This window comes from Nostoc sp. 'Lobaria pulmonaria (5183) cyanobiont' (assembly GCF_002949795.1).
Lineage (GTDB): Bacteria > Cyanobacteriota > Cyanobacteriia > Cyanobacteriales > Nostocaceae > Nostoc.
On sequence record NZ_CP026692.1, the window covers coordinates 2,808,119 to 2,828,558 of the forward strand.

Genomic DNA, 20,440 nt, shown 5'->3' on the forward strand with positions numbered 1-20,440 from the left:
TCTAAGTCGGAGGATAGAGTAATCAAGTAAAGGATATTGTTTCTCTTTTAACTTTTGCCTTTTTGGTAACAACCATTTTTACACCGCCGCTAGGGACAATGGTAATGCCACGACGGACTGGATGCACTGGACGTTTATCAGTAAGGGTTAGTTGAAAATGCGATAAGATTATGGCTGTTACTAATTTTAGTTCATACATGGAAAATGCCGCACCAATGCAACCACGATAACCTCCACCAAAGGGTAAATATTCATAAGGTGAAAATTTTTGGTTGAGGAATCTTTCTGGACGAAATTTTTCTGGTTCTGGGTAAGTGTCTGTTCGGCGATGTGCTAAATAAATACAGGGAACTAAAACTGTTTCTGATGTAAATTTATGCCCCATAATTTCCACTCTATCTTTTACCATTCGCGGTGTGCAAATTAAAGCAATAGGATGAATTCGCAGTGTTTCTTGACAGACGGCAGTGAGGTAAGGTAATTGTGTAATTTTTTCAGGATTTGTGAGATTGTCCAAGGTATTTAGTTCTTGCATTAGCCGATATTTAACCTCTGGGTGAGAGTGAATTAAATAAAATATCCAGGCTAATACACCAGATGTAGTTTCGTAACCCAATAGCAATAATGAAACTAGTTGATCGCGTAATTCTTCATCTGTCATCTGTTGCCCATTTATGTCATGCGCTGACATCAGCAGACTGAGAATATCTGTACGCGCAGCATCTTTTTGGCAACGTCTTTCAGAAATTTCTGCATAGATGAGTTTGTCAATTTGCTCTCGTCTTTTTAAGAAAATTCCCCAAGGACTCCATGCGCCTAAATCTTTTTGCAGCAAAGGAAAGAAAAACAAGCTGGAATACCAAGGTTTAGTTACGTCTTCTAATAAAGAACTCAATTGTTCTTTTAATTGTTGGTAACGCACACCATGAGTAATCCCAAATACCACTTGTAAGATAATTTCTAAAGTGATATTTGACATTAATTTGTGTATACAAATATCTGTACCTGATGTCCAAGTTTGTGTAAGCTCTTCAGTAATTTGGCAAATTGTTTGTCCATAAGACTTTAAATTCTCGCCATGAAATGCTGGGAGTAATAGCTGCCGTTGTTGTTGGTGCGATCGCGCTTCTTGAAATACAAGAGAATTCTCTCCAAACAAGGGTTTAAATACATGGGTTGCTTTCTTAAAATCTAACTTGTGTGCAGAGATAGCAAAACAATCGCTAATTGCTTGCGGATGGCTAAAAAATACTATCGGTGGCGACTTTAAACCCATTACCCGCATTGTGAAAATGCCACCATACTTGGCAGCATAATTTTCTAAAGTTTTTGTGGGTTTAGCAATTAATTGCAGAGTTTGCAGCAAAGCTGGTGTGCTTAGACTATTAAGTGTTTTCACTGTTTATTCTATACCTTTATAATTTAATAAGCTGCAAATAATCCAATACGCTTGAGGTCAACCTTGATTATCCTTAACTTCCTTTTTAAAGAGGGAATTATCGCAAGCCTTTTTAATAGTTTGGCGGGATATTTGGGATTTAATGTACCACTAAGTTAACCATTCTGGCAAATCATTACTATTAAGTTTACGAGGATAATAATATTTTTTCTCATTTGTAGAGGTATTTATAGAAAAAACTTACTTAAGTATATTGCAATACACTCCCTAAAATTACGTTTTTTAGTAATATTAAAATTACTTCTATTGGTGTATAATTTCAGCCTTAAAATAAATTTTTTTACACTTGTAGTATATTAAAATCCCCCATAAACCTCCTTAAAAGAGGACTAGGGGGGATTATTTAAAAGCATTTAAAATCTATCTAAATATATAGATGGATGTTGTAAGTTTGCTGAACGCAACCATCAAACCCCCCAGCATCAAACAGTGGTTGTCTGTAGAATGGGAGACTTCACCTGACGTTGACTTGTGACAACCATTTCAATCGGACGATCTGGACCTGTCACCAAACCACGGCGCTTAGGTCGCACTTCACCTTTATTAACTAGTTCTAATTCCTTACTAGAAAGAATTTCAGCAAGTGCTAGCTTCATTTCCAACTGGGCAAATGCTAGCCCAATACAGCGCCTAGCACCACCGCCAAAGGGCAAATATTCATAAGCAGAAAATTGCCGTTCTAAAAAGCGTTCTGGCTTAAACTGCTTAGGTTCTGGATAAATATCTTCCCGTTGATGGGTCAGATAAATAGAACCAAGTAGGACTGTACCGGGTTCTAGTTCGTAACCGCCCAGCGATATCGATGTTCTTACTCTTCTAGGAAAAGTTAGTATACCTACTGGGTAAATCCGCAATGTCTCGGAACAAACAGCGTTGAGATAAGGTAATTTAAAAACGGTGCTGGGATCTGGATTATCGCCCAAGCTATCTAATTCTTGCAGTAGCTTTTGGCGCACTGATGGTATTTTATGAATCCAGTAGAATGCCCATGCTAAGGCTGTCGCTGTGGTTTCGTGACCAGCGACTAACAGAGTCATCAATTCATCGCGCAATTCTTGATCGGTCATGGGTTGACCTGCTTCATCTCTAGCAGCCATGAGTAAGCTAAGAATATCCGTGCGTGATGAATCTGCTTGTTCTCGACGTTCCCGAATTTCCTCATAGAGGAGTTCGTCAGCTTCTTGCTGAAGGCGCATCTGGTTCCCCCAGAAGTTAATCGGGCCAAAATCTCTTTGCAAAGCTGGAAAATAAAGCAAAGCCACACTCAACCGAGAACTGGCTTTTTCTAAAAGTTCGCTCAAAAAATTCTGTAGTTTTTCGGCGCGAGGCCCTTCATATAGCCCAAATACAGCTTGCATAATCACCCGCAGGGTAATAGCTTGAGCAGCAGACCGAATATTAAAGGGTTTACCTATCTGGTATTGGCTGATAACTTGCTTGGTGACATCGGTAATTACCTGGCTATAGTTTCGCATTCTTTCGCCGTGAAAGGGAGGCATTAACAACTGGCGTTGGCGCTGGTGTTCTGCGCCGCTAATGGTAATCACAGAATGCTTTCCCAGCAAAGGTTCAAACAGCTGATTCAGATCGCCAGGCGCTTCTAATTCCTTGGTATCAGTTGTCAAAATTTGCTGTAGCGCTTGGGGATTGCTGACAATTACCATAGGAGGCAGATTTTTGTCTAATCTGAGAGTAAAAATCTCGCCATAGCTTTTGGCACAAGCCTCCATAAATAACATCGGATTAGCAATCCAGCGTAGCATCTGTGAAACTGCTGGAGTTTGAGGGCCGTTTGGGAATTTCATAAATTTTTTGCTGCTTAATATTTTTTGCTACTTCAACTAAACCTCATCTATGTTGAGAACCGTAGTTTTTGCCCTCACCCTAAATCCCTCTCCCAAGTAGGGAGAGGGACTTCTTTCCGGCTCCCCTTCTCCCAATATTGGGAGAAGGGGCTGGGGGATGAGGGTTTTTCTATTCATACAGAACTACGGTTTTCAACGTGGACGCAGTTTAACTGAAATTTTGGTTGCGTAACTATTTAAAGTACTTATTCTAACGTTGTAAAAAAGCAATAAACTGTTACAACCTCGAAGATGTAAAATTTTTGTTAAATTCAACGAGCATCTACAGTTTCACCTCATCGTCAAAAGGTACTCAGCATGACTGCAATCTCCCCAAAGGCATCTTCAGCGCTTCCCAATTTTTCTGAAGGGATTCAATATTTTGGTGAAGCCTTACCAGATTTTGAAACTTATGGTGCAACTCCTGCTATTGAGTCGGGCAAAATAGCGATCGCAGATCCCACAGACAAAGCAGCTGTATATCAAACTTTACTGGCTGCCGATGCCCTCCGCTACCTGATTTTGCAAGTTACCGCTAGTAAGGCTTCTGGGCATCCCGGCGGATTCGCCAGCCAAGCAGAAGTTTACGCATCTCTTGTCATGCTGGGATACAAGAACATTCTCACTGAAGTGGGACACCACGCCCCTGGATTTTATTGTGCCATGTTCTTGGATCGTTCCCTAGAGGACATGGGAATTTTTACAGTCCAACAATTGCGCGATCGCTTCCGAGAAAAGCACGGATTATTAGGACATCTTTCTGGTTTCATTCCCGGTATTCTCGCACCTGCGGGGCCTTTGGGACAAGGGCAACACTTTGCAATGGCGGCTGCACTATTGCACAAAGATAAATTGTTCCCCTTTACAGTTGGGGATGGTGGATTGGGTGAGCCTTATATTGTCAGTGCGATCGCTCACTTTCATACTGCTTATCCTGATGTCACCAACTTTTTACCGATATTGGTATGGAACGGTTACAGCCAAGAACATCACAGTATGGTTTCTTTAAAAACCAACCCAGAGATGCAAGCATATTGGCAAGGTAACGGTTTTGATGAAGTGGTATTAGTGGATGCCAAAGACTTTGACGATCAAGACCAATCAGGGGATTACGTTGATAGTACCGCCTTTTCCTTTGAAAAACGCCTAGAATTCACTCAAGCAGTACTTTCGGGTGTGGATAAAGCAGCGCGATCGGCCCTTGGTGGTAAACTTACCGTCTTCATCATTAAACAACTCAAAGGTGCAGGAGTCCACGCGCGGGGTGCAAAATCTCACAACCTCTATCCTAAAGATACGTTGGATGCGCCGCATATTATTAGTGCATTGCAAACCCGTGCTTTGTCTGCGGAAGCTTGGCAATTAGTTAGAACAAATGCCGAACGCGCCGGTGGTGGCCCAGCAGCAAAAACTGTGGTGACAGAATTTGAATTACCATTGCCAGAATTAGGCGAATTACCTTTAGAAGAATATGCAGTTGGTGGTGAACCAAAAGTTTCCACAACCGCGATGGGACGATTGGTAGGAATAGTTGGAAATAAAGATCAGAATTTCCTCGTTACCAACGCCGATGGTAATGAAGCATCTGGAATTGCTAACATCAACCAAGCATTAAAGATTATCCACCCCACAACCGACGATTTATATTATCAAGCACCAAACGGACAAGTTTATGAACCATTGAGTGAAGATGCTTGTGCCGGTTTAGCTGCGGGTTTGGCGTTAATGGGTGCGAGAACTTTGTGGTGTTCCTACGAATCTTTTGCCATCAACGGAGTACCAATTTGGCAAACTGTTACCCAAGCAATGGCAGAATTGCGCCGTCCCACACCCTCGACTGTTACTTTATTCACAGCAGGTGCATTAGAGCAAGGGCGCAACGGTTGGACTCACCAACGTCCGGAAATTGAAGCTTACTTTGCTTCGCTGATGCGAAATGGAAATGTTTTTCCATTATTTCCCCCCGATGCTAACAGTATCCAAGTCTGTTATGACTGGGCATTGAAAAGTAAGAATAAGGGAATTGTGATTACTGCAAGTAAAACGCCGTTGCAAATTCGCACAACTTTAGAACAAACTCGTCAAGGGTTGCGCGATGGTGCAGTGCTATTACATGAAGTTGCTGGCGATAAACAAGTTGTATTTGCTGTAATTGGCGATATGACATTAATGCCAGTATTTGAAGCTGCTGCTTTCTTAGAAACTGAAGGTATTGGTGCGAAGATAGTTTCTGTTATCAATCCTCGGCAATTGTATCGTAGCGATGATACTGCGTGGGATACCTGTTCCCAACCCGAAGGCGGTTTCTTGGATGATGCGAAATTTGCCGAATTATTTGATGGCGATGCGTTAATTGCGGTTACAGGTGGCGCGGCGGCGGTACTCGAACCAATTTTGTTACGGAGTAGGGTGAAGCGCGACACTTTTGCGTGGAAGCGTGGCGAAACTACAGCGAGTGCTGGCGAGTTGATGGCGTTTAATGGATTGACTGCTGAAGCGTTGACGAAACGTGCGATCGCATTAGTGCATTAAGGCTGGGTTTTATAGGTAGAATAATCTGAATTTTTAACCGCAGATGTACGCAGATAGATGCCAATAGATTGGCCTTTTGATGCGTGTATCTGCGGTTTGTTTTTATTTATAAATAGCTCTATAAATAAAAGCATAACTCTAAAATTAATTGAGACTGAAACTCAACATAAGCAACATGAAATTTACTGTTGGACATTTACTTCTTGTTATAATATCAATTATTTTTTTGTTGAATAATTGTTCGTGTCAAAAAAAGATTGAGGCATCAAGAGAAACAGTTACACCAGTTTCATCTTCTCCTGAATCCTCTTCAGTTAGTAGAGAAGTTACACCCACTACCAAAACAGTAACCAAAGAAGAGGTTGTCTGTGCATACAAATCTGATGAAGCAGCGCAAGAATTTGTTAGTAATGTTAAAAGTAATTTTAACACCACTGATGTCGAAATTGAGGCCAGAGGTAACTGCGTTATCTACAAATGGTATAAGTAGTAAATTTGTGAACTGACTATAGCGATAGGATTGATCATTTATTATTCAAAATCTTGTAAAAAGTGCGATCGCCCGATCTTGTAGGGTGTGTTAGCGACACTGTAACGCACAAACTAGAAGATCAGGTGATCGCACTGATTTCAGAAACAATAATCCTGACTTATGGCATAATTACAGGAATAATTTGGTTTTTATCCCGACGATAGATAAGAAAATCACTATCAAAAGTTAACAAAAAACTATCTATATGCTGTTCAGACATCCGTACTAAACAAGCATCAGCTAAAGACATAGGGACAGATTGATAAGTCTTGACAAGTTCCCCAATAATGATAGCTTCTTCATCCAATTTAAAAGGTATATTAATCACTCCATTCTTGACCAAATTTATCACGGCTTCTTGGCCGCCGTAAACCTTTTTTAATAAGAAACAAGCCTCTGAAATAACAGCTTCACAAGTTAATAGAGGCGGTTCAATATTAGCCCACTGTGTTGTTGTCCAGCCGTAAAATTTGTCACTTCGATTAATTACAGCAACCAATGGCCCTGTATCTAGCAATACACATCGCCTCATCATGAACCGTAACCATCCATATAATCTTTATTCGTAGACAAATCACTTGCTGCTTCCACACAACCAATGTATTCTTGAGCCAGAGTCAAAGCCGAAACCCCTAAATTTTTATCTTGAGAAGATAACTCTTGCTTTTGCATTTTTGCAATTAAAAATTCTACAAAATCTAGTGCCTCTTGTTGCTTATCAAGAGGTAATATTCTTACCTTGTCTATAATAATTTCTTCAATGTTCATTTTCTATAGCGTCTCGTATCAACTAATATATTTTAAACTTTAAAGTATTATTTGGCTGTATGCCTTTCGCCGCGACTTAAATCGTTAGGTACTCAAGAGAATATATTTAGGAAGTACCTAGACATCGCACTGTTCAGATTAATTTATCATGCGCGATCGCGCAATTTTTTTCTATCAATAGGACGTACTTGTACGAGGCAGTGCTGGCGAGTTGATAGCGTTTAATGGATTGACTGCTGAAGCATTGATAAAACGTGCGATCGCGTTAGTGCATTAAAGTTAAAATAGTTTTTCCTTTTATCGCAAATATACGTATATAAATGTTGAAAAATTGCGTTCAATGCGTATATTTGCGTTTTTTATTTAAAAGAATTTAGCAGATAGGAGAAATAGGGGTAAAATTGCTGAAATTCGTTGACAATAACAGGTTTACGAGTTCAAAAGTTAGTTTACGAGTCGCAAAAGCTAGTTTACGAGTCGCAAAAGCTAGTTTACGAGTTCAAAAGTTAGTTTACGAGTTGCAAAAGCTAGTTTACGAGTCGCAAAAGCTAGTTTACGAGTTCAAAAGTTGATTTCCAAGCCAGGACAAAGCGCGATACTTTTATGGAAAACATGGCGTTTAATGGATTAACTGTGCAGGCTTGAGGAAAGGTGCGATCGCGTTTAAGTCGCCATAAACTAGAGAATTATTTACCTGACTTTTCACGTCATGTGGAAAAGCCCACGAAAGACCTAACCTCCTTTCCGCATCGGGAAGGGGGAAAATTCAAAGTCTCTCTCCTTTTAGGAGAGAGATTTAGAGAGAGGTTTTCCAGATGCCGTGAAAAGTCAGAATTATTTACAAGGGATGAGAGCTATGAAGCTTATAAAATCAGCTTTATAGGCTTCATGTCGCCCCTTTGTCAATACCCCACCACCTGAATCCTTACCCAAAAACTGTTGAGAGTATTACACAACCGTACAATCATAACCATTTCAGGTGAAACTATTTATTTCCCAAAATGATAGTTATGTCATCTGCTTCAGGAGTATAAATAATTCTCTTCACTAGCCATGTTTTGTTTTTTAATTGTACTTCTTCACCTACTCTCGGAATAAATTGTAAGTTATAATACTTACCTAGAAATTCTTCTGCATTCCCTTTCCAAAAAATTGTTCTTGTCAGTTCACCAGTTTTGTTACTCATTTTTCTTCCTCCTAATATTATTTCTTGCAATTTGTTTTTACTAGAAAAAACTGTTTAAGCAGTTTCACTCAGTAATCGCAGAATAAATTGGAGTGGAATTTCTACCCGATCGGAGCGATTATTTAGTTCATTGCCTACTGCATCAATCGCTTGCTCTAGAAGATAGGCAAAAAGCAGCACATCTAGTTCTTGTGTTGTCTTTGGAAGGAAAGATTCTTGACTAGCAGTTTCTAAATAAGAATTGAGAAAGCTAGTACTCACCCAGGTATACCAAAACTGTCCCCATTGTTCTATAAGGGGTAAATTTTCAGGTAGGATCATCCCAGATTCTTTTTGATAGCCTAGAGCTTCGTTAACTGCATAGTTGAAAGATAGCAACATTCCTGCTACATCTTGTAGGGGCGATCGCTTTATGCGTCGTTCGCTTAAACTACGCTCTGCTTTGCCTTCAAAATCAGGAAGAATAAAGTCTCTTCCTGTGTAAAATACTTGCGATAAATGGTAGTTTCCATGATGACGAGTCCGCAATGCAGTAATTTTTTGCCCGACAACTAACTGAAAGCGTTCTAAGATTTTCTGTTGGCTATTAAGAACTTCTAATGCTAATGGTTGAGTATCGGTTGGCAAGTATTTTACTCGTTCTTTTAACAACCGAAATACTTGTCCAGTTAAGTTACGTGCATTTTGATATATCGAACGTTGATAAAGTGATGAAAAAGATTCTGGAGCAAAGTCTGAGCTATCTATATTTGTAGCCAGCGCTATATGGAATTCCGCAGTGGATTTACCCAACAGTTCAGCACTTTGCAGGTAAGAAGTGATAGTTGCAATTGCCAATTCTGGAATCTCAATTCTCTGTAAATCCAACAAGGAACCTGATGGAAGAGGCACTTCGGTAATAGTGGCGTGTTCTGTGGTCACTAAATCAAAGTACTTTTGCAAACTATCAAGGGTGTAGTCCCAGCCACTGCGAATATCTGAAATAAACTCTTGTAATATGCCTATAGTCGTGGGTAGGGCAGTTTTATTGCCTGTTTTATTTGCACGGCGGTACTCTAAAGCACCAGCTAGGAAAACTGAGTTTTGCAAGCGTTTTTTCTGGTATAGGAAACGCCGGATTTCTAAATCTGGGTACAAACCCTCCTCGACTTTGCGGAAGAGTTTCAACAACAAGCGATCGCCATAAACTATATAAGTATTGGTTTGTTCTTCTTTATTTAGGACAGTCGGCTCACTATTGGTTAACTGTTGGCGCAATTCGGAGAATGAATCAGTAGTAGTGCCAAATAATTCTCCGCTTATCCCTTTATAAGAGTGATGATTAGCGATCGCATCATCTAGGAGTGAGGTGAGAAAGTTCTTGTCTGCTAAAGCATCAAATAAAATTCCAACTTCTTGAGTATTGGGTGGAGGAGTGTCTATTTTGCCTTGCACCCTAAGCCGTGCAATCACAGCTTGCGGCATTTGTGCCAAAAGATGTGTTGCTTGCTCACCTTCTGCATAGGCGAGAAATAACAGATAAGTTTCGTTGTTTCCCTGGCTATAATCTACCTGCAACCAAACAATTTGAGCTATCTGCTGGTTATAGGGTAAAGAAATCGCTTCAATGATTTGTGTTGATTGTACAGTCCGAGTTTTGCCGCCAAACCAGCTACAGGTATAGAGGTAATCCCGCAGCGTTGATTCTAGAATGCTTTTTGACTCTCGTTGCAAAATCACATTCTGCCATGAACCATTTACCAACAGAGTTGCTAAATCTGCTTGGGGTTTAAGAGATTGAGTTGAGCTAGGTTTAGGTTGTAAGGTGAACCAGTAAAACCCGTAAGGACTTAAGCTGAGGAAATAGGGCGATTCTGTAATCAGTGGGAACTCAGAGGAACCAAAAATTTCTACTGGTAGTAGCCCATTGAAGGTTGATAAATCTAACGCCACCGTTTGCACATAACGAGATAAATTTGCTACTACCAAGACATCTTCTTCAGAGGTAATCCGGCTGAAGGCAAAAACTTTGCGATTATTAGACTGTACCAATTCAAAACGTCCTTCACCCAATGCCGCAAACCGTTTGCGAGTAGCAAGTAAACGTTTCATCCAATACCACAGAGAATTGGTATTAGTCCGTTGTGCCTCGACGTTGAGTGCTTCGTAGTGATATTCTGAGTCAACGATGACGGGTAGATACAAGCGTTGCGGGTTGGCGCGACTAAAACCTGCGTTGCGGTCAGAACTCCACTGCATAGGTGTGCGAACACCATTGCGATCGCCTAGATAAACATTATCTCCCATGCCAATTTCATCGCCGTAGTAAAGTACGGGGGTTCCTGGCAGAGATAACAGTAAACTATTGAGTAACTCAATTTGGCGGCGATCATTGCCCAAAAGCGGCGCTAATCTACGGCGGATGCCTAAATTTACCCGCATCATTGGGTCTTGTGCATAGACCCCATACATAAAATCGCGGTCTTCATCTGTCACCATTTCTAGAGTCAGTTCGTCATGGTTGCGGAGGAACAATGCCCACTGACAGTTATCAGGAATGGATGGAGTTTGCTGGAGAATATCTACAATCGGGAAATTATCTTCCATCCGCAATGCCATAAACAAGCGCGGCATTAGGGGAAAATGAAAGTTCATGTGACACTCATCCCCCGCACCGAAATATTGAGCTGCATCTTCAGGCCATTGGTTTGCCTCAGCTAGCAACATCCGGTTAGGAAATTTCGCGTCGATGTGCGATCGCAACTCCTTCAAATACGCATGGGTTTCGGGTAAGTTTTCGCAGTTCGTTCCTTCCCGTTCGTATAGATAAGGTACAGCATCCATACGTAGTCCATCTACACCCATCTCCAACCAAAAATCTAGAACATCAAATACTGCCTGGCGCACCAAGGGATTGTCATAATTCAAATCAGGCTGATGGGAATAGAAACGATGCCAGCAATAAGCTTTGGCAACTGGATCCCAAGCCCAGTTAGATGTCTCAAAATCTTGGAAGATAATTCGCGCTTCTTGGTATTTTTCAGGAGTATCACTCCAAACATAAAAATCTCGCTCCTGACTCCCTTTCGGGGCGCGACGTGCTCTTTGAAACCAAGGATGTTGGTCAGAGGTATGGTTAATAATTAACTCAATAATTACACGAATACCGCGCTGATGAGCAGCGCTCAAAAACGCTTTAAAGTCTTCCAACGTGCCATAGATAGAATTGATACTAGTGTAATCAGCAATATCGTAACCATCATCCTTGAGTGGTGAAGGAAAAAAAGGTAACAACCAGATGGCAGTAATACCTAAATCTTGTAAGTAGTCTAGTTTTTCTGTCAGCCCTGGAAAATCACCAATACCATCACCATTACTGTCGGCGAATGTGCGAACACCTAGTTCGTAGATAATTGCATTTTTAAACCATGATGGGTCATCTTTCAAGCTGGAGTTTGGCATTTTAAAAAGATATGCGATCGCATATCTAATAGAACTATATTTTTACTTGATACAATCGCTGAGATTATCAGCTTATTTATCTTACACGAGTAATGTTTACACTTTCTTACTTAAGTAATGAAACTACCAAACGAGCTATATCTAGTCATAAATAATCATACCAACTGCGTATATACATACAGCAGTTTTCATTGGCATGAAGTACAAAGTTACGGGTTTTGAGGCAGGAGGCAGAAGCTGTTTATATCTAATGCTCCCGTACTGCATTTTGTACTTCACTTAAAAAGCAATCTGCTGTATAATTTTTATTTTCGGGTACTAAAATGTAACAAAACTTATTGTAGACTAGATATTTAGTTAGGAGTTAAGTAAGTTAGCTAGCTAATGTACTTCAATCATATTTAAGTAGTGAATAAGCAGGAATGAGGATGAAGACGTTTCTTTAATTTTCTGATTACTGACCGCAGTTGCTCTATTTCAAGTTTTTCATTCTTTTATTGTTACTTGCAGCTGGTCGATCGCGATCGCCTACCTGACGCTCAATTTGTACCAGTTTTTCCTTTGGCTGCTGGTTTAGTTGTTCTGGCTCTTGTTCTAGTGGCAGGTCTTTGTTGATGATTGCGATACTCCAACCTTTTTGTCCCCTTTGTCAATACCCCACCATCTGAATCCTTACGAGTCAATATATGCGACGATAGGATTAATTCATCGTCCGCGATCGCGCAATTTCTCTTCTACCAATGGGACGTACTTGTATGCTGTGAAGTGAAACAATTGCCACATTTTCCCCATCAAGTGTAACAAATTAAACCTCATATCCTTTGCCACCCTGATGTACCAAAACAGCTATACCTATATCACCCTGCTCTAAACTGTATTCTGAGAGATTAGTTGTCAGAAGAACTCTGTCAAGTTCTTGAATCATCATCGCTGTTGCGCGTTAATGGCTTTCAACAGTAGACATTACACGTAATGCAATACTGCTCGGTTAATAGAAATAGGAGGTGAAATCAAGAAAAATATGTTTGCGAATGATATACGCGAACTATCTTCCCTTTTCCATATCCCGCGAAAAGTCAGAAATGTAACCCCGACGCTATTCACTCCCAAAGTAAATTTCGTACTTCATTTATTCAGTCATCAGTTAACAGTAAGGTAACTGATGACTGTTTACCTTTTGTCTTAGTAAGCCCGACCGCTACTCCCGACCGCTACTATAAAGGTGGTTCGATATTTTGGCCAGCAAATTTGAGTAGGTTAGCAAAGATAACTGTCTGATTGCCACCTAAAATTGGCTGCCAATCTTTAGGTGCTTTATTAATATAAGATTCCCGATCAGAATCTAAAAGTCCATAAAATACCTCGGCTACAATCCGACCACCTACCCAACCTAGCTGAGTTTTGGCGCCAACACCATTTAGTAAATCTACTTCGGAAAAACTTTTTCCCACACCAAAGTGATCTACTAAAGGAGCTTGACCCTCAGCTAAGATGTAAAACCAGAGTGGGGTGTCGTTTTGCAGACTCTCAGCAATTGGCTCAAACTTGAACAGTGCATCCTTTGCCGAATTTTCACCCGCTGGTTGTCTCACACTGAGTTGATCTGATGTGAGAGGAATAGCCTGAGTAAAACCTTTGTTCTGTAAAGCTTTGACAATCTGTTGCCCACCTTGTACTCTGTAGTTGTTGCCTCGCAATAAATTAAGCAGTGCTAGGGATGGACGTGGTGGTACTACTTTCGTGTCTGGTAAGGTGTCAGGGCTGATCGCATCTTTAACTTCTTTAATAACCCCCCCAACATTCTGGCTGGTTGGCAATACAGGAGACGGTAAAACGCCAAGTGGGTCAACCAAGTTGGAATCAATTTTGTAAGCTAGTTGTAAGCGTACTTCTGGTCTTTCTGTTTTATCAGCAGGCTCGTCACGAGGTTCATTAGGCAACACTCCTGGGTCTGTAAACGGGAAAAAGCGCGCCCAATTATCAATGACATGATGACTCGGTAGTGGCTCGAATCCTAATAAACTGTCATTGTCTGGGTTGCAACTTTCACTATCCGGGAAAATGCTAAATCTTTTATCTTTGTTGAGGCGATAACCAAAACGTACTCCAGAATGTCCAAAGCGGTAAGCTGCTACTACAAATTCGCGGGGTAAATTCTCGCGTTTGTCTTCTGTGTAAAGAGCATAGTTTTGGGCGCGCTGGTCACGAGTTTTGTCTTTTAGACCTTCTAGAACATCTGCGTTAACAATGCGCGGCAAAAAGTCTTCTATCACTATCTTTTGATAAACCCAGCGTACTTCGTTTCGTGCTGCTTCAAACAAAGCAGTACCCGTCAGTTTCTGATCGTCTTGCAGTCTCCGATTATTTTGTTTGAGCTTTGCTACTACTGCATTATGATACTTGACAAAAGACAATTGAATTTGACTGATGATCGAGTTTTCATCATTACGTTTGTCACCAACAATCGCGCGACCATTGGGGCTACGCAGTAAATCTTGATCTGCCTGATTTTTAAAGTCTTCAACTAGCTTTGTATTACTGACGGTAGGTTGAACCTGATTTTCAGTACCATTTTTATATAAAAGACTAGCTCCATCCTCAGCGTACATAAAAGGTTGAGCATCAGGACCGTCACCGTATAAGGAATCCAAATCAAAGCGTGGAGTTCGTAAATTACTTGGCAAACGATCTTGAGAACCAATATCTACTGGGTTTAAAGATGATGTGTTATCAAAGGTTAGATCGTGATCGATGAATTGACCAAAGTATGTATAACCTGCTGGTAACAGCAAATTTTCTTCAGGATCAGGACCATCTTTCACGGTATCAAGCTCTGACTTTATGCTGTTGGCAAGTTTTAGTAGTTCATGGGTCGGATAGCTTTTTGCTCTTAAAGACAGTAAATGTGTAAATGCTTGTTCTCGTGTGCCGACGGAACCGTGACCAAATCCACTCATATAATGCTCCTTAATTAAGGTAAAGTTAATTGATTGAATGACTATTGCGTTAAAGCAATCTGCACTTTAGATTTCGATAAAATTATCAAAAGAAAGTGATTTTGACAGCTTTGACACTTTTGTAAGCAGAGATGGCATAGCCTAGTTGTCAAATTAATGTCAGCTAGGATGTATCCCTGTCTATCATCAGATTTCCTCCTTATAGATTTGTTTACTTTCTGAAAGCTTCTTGTCACTCTTTAGGAAGAGACCAGAGTTTGATGGTTTTGTCGGCACTGCTGCTGGCTATCATGTTTCCATGCGGTCTGAAAACTACTGACCGCACGCCTCGCTCATGCCCGATCAAATTCTCCAAGAGTTTGCCTTTAGGCAATCCCCATAACTTGATAGTGCTATCATTGCTACCACTAGCTAATCTCTTGCCATCGGGACTGAAAGCCACTGACCACACAACTCCTGAATGTCCATTTAGGGAGTGCAACAATTTACCAGTGGGCATTTGCCAGAGTTTGACTGTCCTATCAGCACTGCCACTCGCTAAAGTCCGTCCATCAGGGCTAAAAGTCACTGAGCGCACGGCTTGTGAATGAGCATTCAGGGTTTTTAGAACAGCACCATCCATGAGCCGCCAAATTTTGAGTGTCCCACTCTCATTGCCACTAGCTAAGGTCTGCCCATCCGGACTAAAAGCAACAGTTCTTACCCACTTTCCATCCGATAACTGATGAACTTGTACGCCAGTCTGCACGTTCCAGATGCGGATGGTTGTGTCAGCACTACCACTGGCTAACCACTTTCCGTTGGGGCTGATGGCAACGGCTTCTACATCATCTGTATGGCCATCTAGAGTACGAAGCAGTTGCCCCGTCTCTAAATTCCAGAGTTTAATACGGTTATCCCAACTGCCACTAGCGAGCAGCTTGCTATCTGGACTGATAGCAAGGCTTACCACTGCATCGCCGTGTCCTTCTAAAGTATAGAGTAAGGTGTTACTAGGCAGATCCCAAATTTTGATTTTTTTATCGTAACTGCCACTGGCGAGGAAGCGTCCATCAGGGCTGATTGCAAGAGCGTAAACCCAAGTTGAATCTCCTTGGACAGAACGTAAAGGTTGAGTGGTTGCAACAGAGATAGTAGCAACACTAGCGTTTCGGAAGGAAGACAATAGGTTAGCACAACTGCTACTACCAACCAAGATCGTTAGGGTGCTGATTGCGAATGCTGCTGAAGATTTCCAGGTAATTTGTTTCGATCTCATAACAGGACATTCCTTGTGCGAGTGGGAGAATAATCTGATTTGCACCCACTGCGTAACGGTGTCGGAGACTAGCGGTACTATAGAGTAATTTTTTCTGGAATTTGAGATGAGAACGCTTTTCCTTTGGCTTTTTGTTGTTTATTCCGATATTCAAGCCAGCGTCGCATCAGAAATAAAAGAGTTGTCGTGACAATCCCTACTAGCCCAATCGGGGTTAAATAGCTCCAATGATCTAACATTTTGTCCCAAACGTGCCAAGTGAGCAGGAACATAGCTAAGTAAGTCAGGGTATGTAATCGCTTCCAATTTTTTTTCAGTCTTTTGACACTCCAGTCATTAGAAGTAATTGCCAATAGGGTAAAAATTATAAAGGTAGATACACCTTGGATATAAATCCAATAGGTATTGGGATCTAAAAAATCAAGGTCTCTCTTTTTCACTAAGAGGAAACCGTGAAGCAAAGCCAAGCAGAAAGCCAGAATACCGATAATTCGTCGATATTTCAACAGCCATTTGGGAAGGTTCGCTTGTTTAGTTTGAGGAAAAATAATTCTGAGATTCGTGGGCATTAAGGTGAGAATATAAGCTCCTAAAGCTATAAATCCCAAGCTGTTTTCTAACGGTGCTGTATCGATTGCTGCCATGACTAATCCTCCTTAATTTTTCAAGAAAAGCCACTTTTTTATAAGCTAAATATTTCCTACTGGTATATTTATCTAACTCCACTGCTAACTAAGTTAAAGCCTGAGATTTACTGACTCATTTTTGACTTGTGACTACTTTTGTTATGACTTTTATCATCTAAGAATTGAACAGTCGTCATGAGAGGATGTTTGTAAAGCCTGGGTATTTCTGTAGAACTATCTACGCCTAGTTAGATATTTATGCAGTTTTGCAAAAACTGGGGTCAAATTTGTAGGGCAGCAGAAGTGGATTTGCCAGAATCAGAGTAAACGTTTCAGTTCGGGACAGAAGCCTCGGTATTAATTTCTAAATAATTAAGTAGCAATTTGGCAACTAAAACAGGTGTGTAAATATTTACCCACCAGACCGATTTCAGTTTGGGATAGTGAATATGGATGCGCGCCTTTTGTCTTAAAAACTGCCAATATTCCCGCAGATATTCTCGTTCGGTTGCGCTCAAATCTGTGTTTATGGGGTGAACAGTCAAGCTTATTCGGGTAAAGGACGACCCAAAAAACACGGGTCTAAATTCAAACTTAATGAATCCACGACATGGAGTGATGCAGAATCTGTTTAAGAATTGGATGATCCGAAACTACAACGAGTAAGGGTTAGCCTCTGGAAGAATTTACATTTCCGTAAAGCGGCAGCGCGTCCGATGTTACTCCTGCGGGTTGAACGTCTCAATGCTCAAGGTAACTTGAGAGTATTCAAACCTTTATGGTTAGCATGGGTCGGAGAACAAATGCCGACCTTAGAAGAAGTTTGGCGACTTTACCTGCGTCGCTTTACCGTTGACCACTGGTATCGTTTTTTGAAACAACGCTTACATTGGACTGTACCCAAGTTGAGTACTCCTAAGCAGTGTGAGCGCTGGAGTGACCTAATGCCTCTGATGACTTGGGAATTGTGGTTAGCCCGTGATATTGTGACTGATAATCCTCTACCTTCTCCCAAAGGGAGAGGCTAGCGCCAAGGCAGAAGTCTCAGGGTAATTTGACCCCTGGAAGAGTTGCTCAAGCTATGGGTGGAATTTTCGCGGCCATTGGTACTCCCACCTCTGCACCCAAACCTCGTGGAAAGTCCCCTGGTTGGCAACCTGGAAAAAAGCGTCACCGTAAAAACCGATGCCCGATTGTTAAAAAAACTGTAACACGACCACGCAAAGAACCATCAATTGCAGTTTAATACTCAAGATTATTGATAATTTCACTAAGTCTCTGATTAACTCAGCCCTGCTGGGTCATTTTGTATGGCTTAGTTTAAACTCCAGTTCCAATAGTTTTGAGCCTTCTCTTTTTATTTAACTTCTATAAAGCAGCGCTCTATCAAACCTTTCTCTAGTTGGCGAATCAGTTCAACCAGATCGTTTACTCCAATGAGTTTTGAGAAAACACGTAGCTAAATAAAAACAAATGATTGAAACTAAATCTGTGGAATATATTAATGTGGATTCGATGGCAACAAGCAAAGCACAAGCGTTGAAAGAAATCGTTTGAAAAATTAGCCATTAGAGCTATAATCGTCAATTGAACGCTTTCTCAACGAATCCGCAAAGCATACTCTTGCTAAATTTGAAGAAAGTCACAACAGTGATCGCACCTGTTCAATGTCAAACCCATCCACTGCATCCAATCGGGCGCAAATGTAATCATCTGTCTATTTTTGAATTACTTAGGTAGCGCCTGGCGTGAAGTTCACGACAATCTGCCCTCCGGTATCTGAGGTCACTACAAATTCTTCAGTGATCGCCTTATTGATGCCGCCAGCTTGGGAGAAAATGTCATAATTCCATAGGACTTGCGTGCCGTTAATCGCAGCATAAAATTTGCGCTTGTCAACCGAGTCCCAGAAGTGTTCGTTAAAGTGAAACTTAACAGTATGGATGGTGTTGGGAGTCAGATCCGTAAAGGTGTAGGTGAAGGTGTCGTAGCGTTCGGTCTAATAAACTTCTTGGTTTGCTGGATAATAGACGCCCTTACCATCGACGGGAGTGTTGCTCGACGCGCTTTGACCGCCACTGTAGTAGGCATCCGCACCATAGCTTTCGATTGCTCCTCCACCAGCATTGATGTAAATTGAGTCCACTATAAAATTCTCCTAAGAAACTAACTGATCAGATTTTTGGTTATGATGCAAATTTCCTGACCGATTTCGAGTTCTGGAGCATAAGCCTGAACCCATCGATATATCGTTGAATGATCTACTACAAGGGGAGAGGGCTATGAGGCTTATTATATCTGCATCATAGCCCTTTTTGTCCCCCCGTAAGGACTGATGCATAGCTAATGCATAGTAGACAAAGAAGACATTCATGCGATCAATTTCAGAGAGGAAAGTTTCGCTCGCAGCGATTTTGCTATCCTTGAGCCAACATCACCTCATGTTGAGAGGTAATGCTCCGGGTGGTCCCAGAATTTCATCGCCGATCTCGGTGGAAATGCGATCAAACAGCGCCATATGCGATGCTTCTGTCTCATCTACTGTACCAACTGCTGCGATTAGTCGAGCAAAGCCACTCGGCGCAGCAACGACCAACCCGCGAGCTGGCTGATCGCTAAGTGCGGCGACTACGTGGGGTGTGCCAGCAGGAATCAGGAAGCTTTCACCAGCATTTAGCACAACCTTGTTTTCACCCGCCCAGACCGTGAACTCCCCTTCTAGCACGTAGAGTTGTTCGGAATAGCGCGTGTGGCGATGGGGGGGTGTTTGTGTGCCGGGAAGAAAGTAGCCTTCGATCAGATCGTACTGACCTGCTGTAGTGGTGTGATCGGCAATGATGTTGAGGCGAGAGCCAAAAAGCCAGAGAGATTGTGCCATTAGATTGCTCCTGTTGATTAATTGCTTGCGTAATAACAATACCTTTGCCAAAATAAGAGGCTACAAAAATTTTGGCAAGACTTGCAAAATTACCCATACATAAGCGTTTAACTTAAAAGGTAGTTTGGAATTTCAAACTCTTATACTGCGGTCAATGCGTTAAAAAAACCTTGTGGAAAACCTTGAAGGAATTTTTAGGACTTATTGTTTTTGCCAAGCCTCAGCAGATACGGGAGTTAATACATCAACTCACCCTCGTAAATTGGCAAAGGTATTGTAATAAGCAGTAATTTTGGTTGTGTGGTTAAGAACCAAGAAACTTAATGATTTGGTAAGGATTCAGGTCTAATATTGAGGAAGTAAAGAAGGGCGAGACAGAGAATTATTAGAATCAGCAATTAGAGCCTGTGCAAAAAAATCAATGACAGACCTACATTATTCCAAAACTTAGCCTACTCGTCTAAAAGAAGAGATGGTGTCATTAGGAATTCCAACGTCTTCAACCCTAGCATAACTTCCTGGATCGAGAACTTTACAAGTACCTTGTAAATTTGCATCAGTACAGAATGTCCATGTTCCTTCATTGATAACAATTGAGGAAGCTTTGTCATTGTAATTTGTGGCACTCCCAGGGCAAACGCATCATGTCAACAAGACGCAATTATTCTCAATAAGTTCAAAAATAGTCGCATTAATCGCTGCTTATTGACAAATATTTAGGCGAGCGTTTTGAGTCTTGGAAACTAAACCAAACGATAAATACTGATTTTGTCGTTAGTTCTTAGCCTTGGTCGTGAGCAAGTATAATTTAGATGCGTTTACCCTGGTTTGGATAAGCAAATCCAGCGGGGGAGACGCTTGGAAGCTGAGAGAAACAAAGTTACTGTTCAATGACTTTTTTATCCCCCAGCACTTTTTTATACTTCTGCTTAAGAAAGCCCGCCGGGAGCAACGCAAAA

Annotated in this window: 17 protein-coding genes and 2 pseudogenes; 4 read left to right on the forward strand and 15 right to left on the reverse strand. The window is 41.3% G+C overall.

The genetic code is table 11. The annotated features are described in order from the left end of the window. Positions 1–22 precede the first annotated feature (22 nt). A complete protein-coding gene (locus NLP_RS12225) occupies positions 23–1,399 on the reverse strand; it encodes a cytochrome P450 (protein WP_104906643.1) in 1,377 nt (458 codons plus the stop codon). Positions 1,400–1,881: 482 nt separating this feature from the next. Continuing rightward, positions 1,882–3,264 carry a cytochrome P450 gene (locus NLP_RS12230; protein WP_104906644.1) on the reverse strand — a complete coding sequence of 461 codons (1,383 nt, stop codon included), beginning with the start codon at positions 3,262–3,264 and terminating at the stop codon, positions 1,882–1,884. A gap of 357 nt (positions 3,265–3,621) precedes the next feature. Between NLP_RS12230 and NLP_RS12235 the strand changes: the two genes are divergently transcribed. Together NLP_RS12235 and NLP_RS12240 are read left to right on the forward strand one after the other, a co-directional pair. Further along, positions 3,622–5,835, forward strand: coding sequence for a transketolase (locus NLP_RS12235; protein WP_104906645.1), 2,214 nt, complete (start codon positions 3,622–3,624; stop codon positions 5,833–5,835). A 175-nt stretch (positions 5,836–6,010) separates the two neighbouring features. Then, positions 6,011–6,325: a hypothetical protein gene (locus tag NLP_RS12240; protein WP_104906646.1), complete on the forward strand. Its 315-nt coding sequence runs from the start codon at positions 6,011–6,013 to the stop codon at positions 6,323–6,325. 160 nt (positions 6,326–6,485) lie between these two features. Here the strand turns inward: NLP_RS12240 and NLP_RS12245 are convergent, their stop codons facing one another. From NLP_RS12245 to NLP_RS34100, 9 genes are all read right to left on the reverse strand, one after another. Next, positions 6,486–6,902 (reverse strand): type II toxin-antitoxin system VapC family toxin, encoded by a 417-nt coding sequence (locus NLP_RS12245; protein ID WP_234017289.1) that lies wholly within the window; start codon positions 6,900–6,902, stop codon positions 6,486–6,488. Further along, positions 6,899–7,135, reverse strand: a complete 237-nt coding sequence (locus NLP_RS12250; RefSeq protein ID WP_104906648.1) for a DUF2281 domain-containing protein — start codon at positions 7,133–7,135, stop codon at positions 6,899–6,901. Before NLP_RS12250 ends, NLP_RS12245 begins: the two co-directional genes overlap by 4 nt. 985 nt (positions 7,136–8,120) lie before the next feature. Next, complete coding sequence (locus tag NLP_RS12260; RefSeq protein WP_104906650.1) at positions 8,121–8,321, reverse strand: hypothetical protein; 201 nt, start codon at positions 8,319–8,321, stop codon at positions 8,121–8,123. A 54-nt stretch (positions 8,322–8,375) separates the two neighbouring features. Continuing rightward, positions 8,376–11,762, reverse strand: a complete 3,387-nt coding sequence (gene treS / locus NLP_RS12265) for a maltose alpha-D-glucosyltransferase (RefSeq protein WP_104906651.1) — start codon at positions 11,760–11,762, stop codon at positions 8,376–8,378. 805 nt (positions 11,763–12,567) lie between these two features. Continuing rightward, positions 12,568–12,690: a DUF4926 domain-containing protein gene (locus tag NLP_RS34095; protein ID WP_199784806.1), complete on the reverse strand. Its 123-nt coding sequence runs from the start codon at positions 12,688–12,690 to the stop codon at positions 12,568–12,570. A 286-nt stretch (positions 12,691–12,976) separates the two neighbouring features. Beyond that, the gene (locus tag NLP_RS12275; RefSeq protein WP_104906652.1) at positions 12,977–14,719 is read right to left on the reverse strand and encodes a peroxidase family protein; all 1,743 of its coding nucleotides are present in this window, start codon (positions 14,717–14,719) and stop codon (positions 12,977–12,979) included. A gap of 232 nt (positions 14,720–14,951) precedes the next feature. After that, positions 14,952–15,977: a WD40 repeat domain-containing protein gene (locus tag NLP_RS12280; protein WP_104906653.1), complete on the reverse strand. Its 1,026-nt coding sequence runs from the start codon at positions 15,975–15,977 to the stop codon at positions 14,952–14,954. Positions 15,978–16,054: 77 nt separating this feature from the next. After that, positions 16,055–16,621 carry a ferric reductase-like transmembrane domain-containing protein gene (locus NLP_RS12285; protein WP_104906654.1) on the reverse strand — a complete coding sequence of 189 codons (567 nt, stop codon included), beginning with the start codon at positions 16,619–16,621 and terminating at the stop codon, positions 16,055–16,057. A 314-nt stretch (positions 16,622–16,935) separates the two neighbouring features. After that, entirely contained in the window at positions 16,936–17,121 is a 186-nt protein-coding gene (locus NLP_RS34100; RefSeq protein WP_199784807.1) for a hypothetical protein, read from the reverse strand. Between the two features lie 120 nt (positions 17,122–17,241). Here NLP_RS34100 and NLP_RS34855 point away from each other — a divergent pair, with 120 nt between their 5' ends. Further along, entirely contained in the window at positions 17,242–17,631 is a 390-nt protein-coding gene (locus NLP_RS34855) for a hypothetical protein (RefSeq protein ID WP_234017290.1), read from the forward strand. A 53-nt stretch (positions 17,632–17,684) separates the two neighbouring features. After that, positions 17,685–17,849 (forward strand): hypothetical protein, encoded by a 165-nt coding sequence (locus NLP_RS34860; protein WP_234017291.1) that lies wholly within the window; start codon positions 17,685–17,687, stop codon positions 17,847–17,849. 486 nt (positions 17,850–18,335) lie between these two features. On the opposite strand, the pseudogene NLP_RS36050 reads toward NLP_RS34860, so the two are convergent. From NLP_RS36050 to NLP_RS36055, 4 genes and pseudogenes are all read right to left on the reverse strand, one after another. Further along, positions 18,336–18,590, reverse strand: a pseudogene (locus tag NLP_RS36050) (malectin domain-containing carbohydrate-binding protein); the annotation flags it as partial. A gap of 12 nt (positions 18,591–18,602) precedes the next feature. Next, positions 18,603–18,749, reverse strand: coding sequence for a hypothetical protein (locus NLP_RS33080; RefSeq protein ID WP_158680355.1), 147 nt, complete (start codon positions 18,747–18,749; stop codon positions 18,603–18,605). A gap of 288 nt (positions 18,750–19,037) precedes the next feature. Then, positions 19,038–19,481, reverse strand: a complete 444-nt coding sequence (locus NLP_RS12300; RefSeq protein WP_104906655.1) for a cupin domain-containing protein — start codon at positions 19,479–19,481, stop codon at positions 19,038–19,040. A 447-nt stretch (positions 19,482–19,928) separates the two neighbouring features. Then, a pseudogene (locus NLP_RS36055) lies at positions 19,929–20,090 on the reverse strand (beta/gamma crystallin-related protein); the annotation flags it as partial. Between the last annotated feature and the right edge of the window lie 350 nt (positions 20,091–20,440).

Bases quoted from the DNA above. Each gene is read 5' to 3' on its own strand.
- NLP_RS12245 (WP_234017289.1), bottom strand. From the start codon at position 6,902: ATGATGAGGCGATGTGTATTGCTAGATACAGGGCCATTGGTTGCTGTA.
- NLP_RS12280 (WP_104906653.1), bottom strand. From the start codon at position 15,977: ATGAGATCGAAACAAATTACCTGGAAATCTTCAGCAGCATTCGCAATC.
- treS (WP_104906651.1), bottom strand. From the start codon at position 11,762: ATGCCAAACTCCAGCTTGAAAGATGACCCATCATGGTTTAAAAATGCA.
- NLP_RS34095 (WP_199784806.1), bottom strand. From the start codon at position 12,690: ATGATGATTCAAGAACTTGACAGAGTTCTTCTGACAACTAATCTCTCA.
- NLP_RS12235 (WP_104906645.1), top strand. From the start codon at position 3,622: ATGACTGCAATCTCCCCAAAGGCATCTTCAGCGCTTCCCAATTTTTCT.
- NLP_RS12250 (WP_104906648.1), bottom strand. From the start codon at position 7,135: ATGAACATTGAAGAAATTATTATAGACAAGGTAAGAATATTACCTCTT.
- NLP_RS12300 (WP_104906655.1), bottom strand. From the start codon at position 19,481: ATGGCACAATCTCTCTGGCTTTTTGGCTCTCGCCTCAACATCATTGCC.
- NLP_RS12260 (WP_104906650.1), bottom strand. From the start codon at position 8,321: ATGAGTAACAAAACTGGTGAACTGACAAGAACAATTTTTTGGAAAGGG.
- NLP_RS12285 (WP_104906654.1), bottom strand. From the start codon at position 16,621: ATGGCAGCAATCGATACAGCACCGTTAGAAAACAGCTTGGGATTTATA.
- NLP_RS34860 (WP_234017291.1), top strand. From the start codon at position 17,685: ATGGGTGGAATTTTCGCGGCCATTGGTACTCCCACCTCTGCACCCAAA.
- NLP_RS12240 (WP_104906646.1), top strand. From the start codon at position 6,011: ATGAAATTTACTGTTGGACATTTACTTCTTGTTATAATATCAATTATT.
- NLP_RS12275 (WP_104906652.1), bottom strand. From the start codon at position 14,719: ATGAGTGGATTTGGTCACGGTTCCGTCGGCACACGAGAACAAGCATTT.
- NLP_RS12230 (WP_104906644.1), bottom strand. From the start codon at position 3,264: ATGAAATTCCCAAACGGCCCTCAAACTCCAGCAGTTTCACAGATGCTA.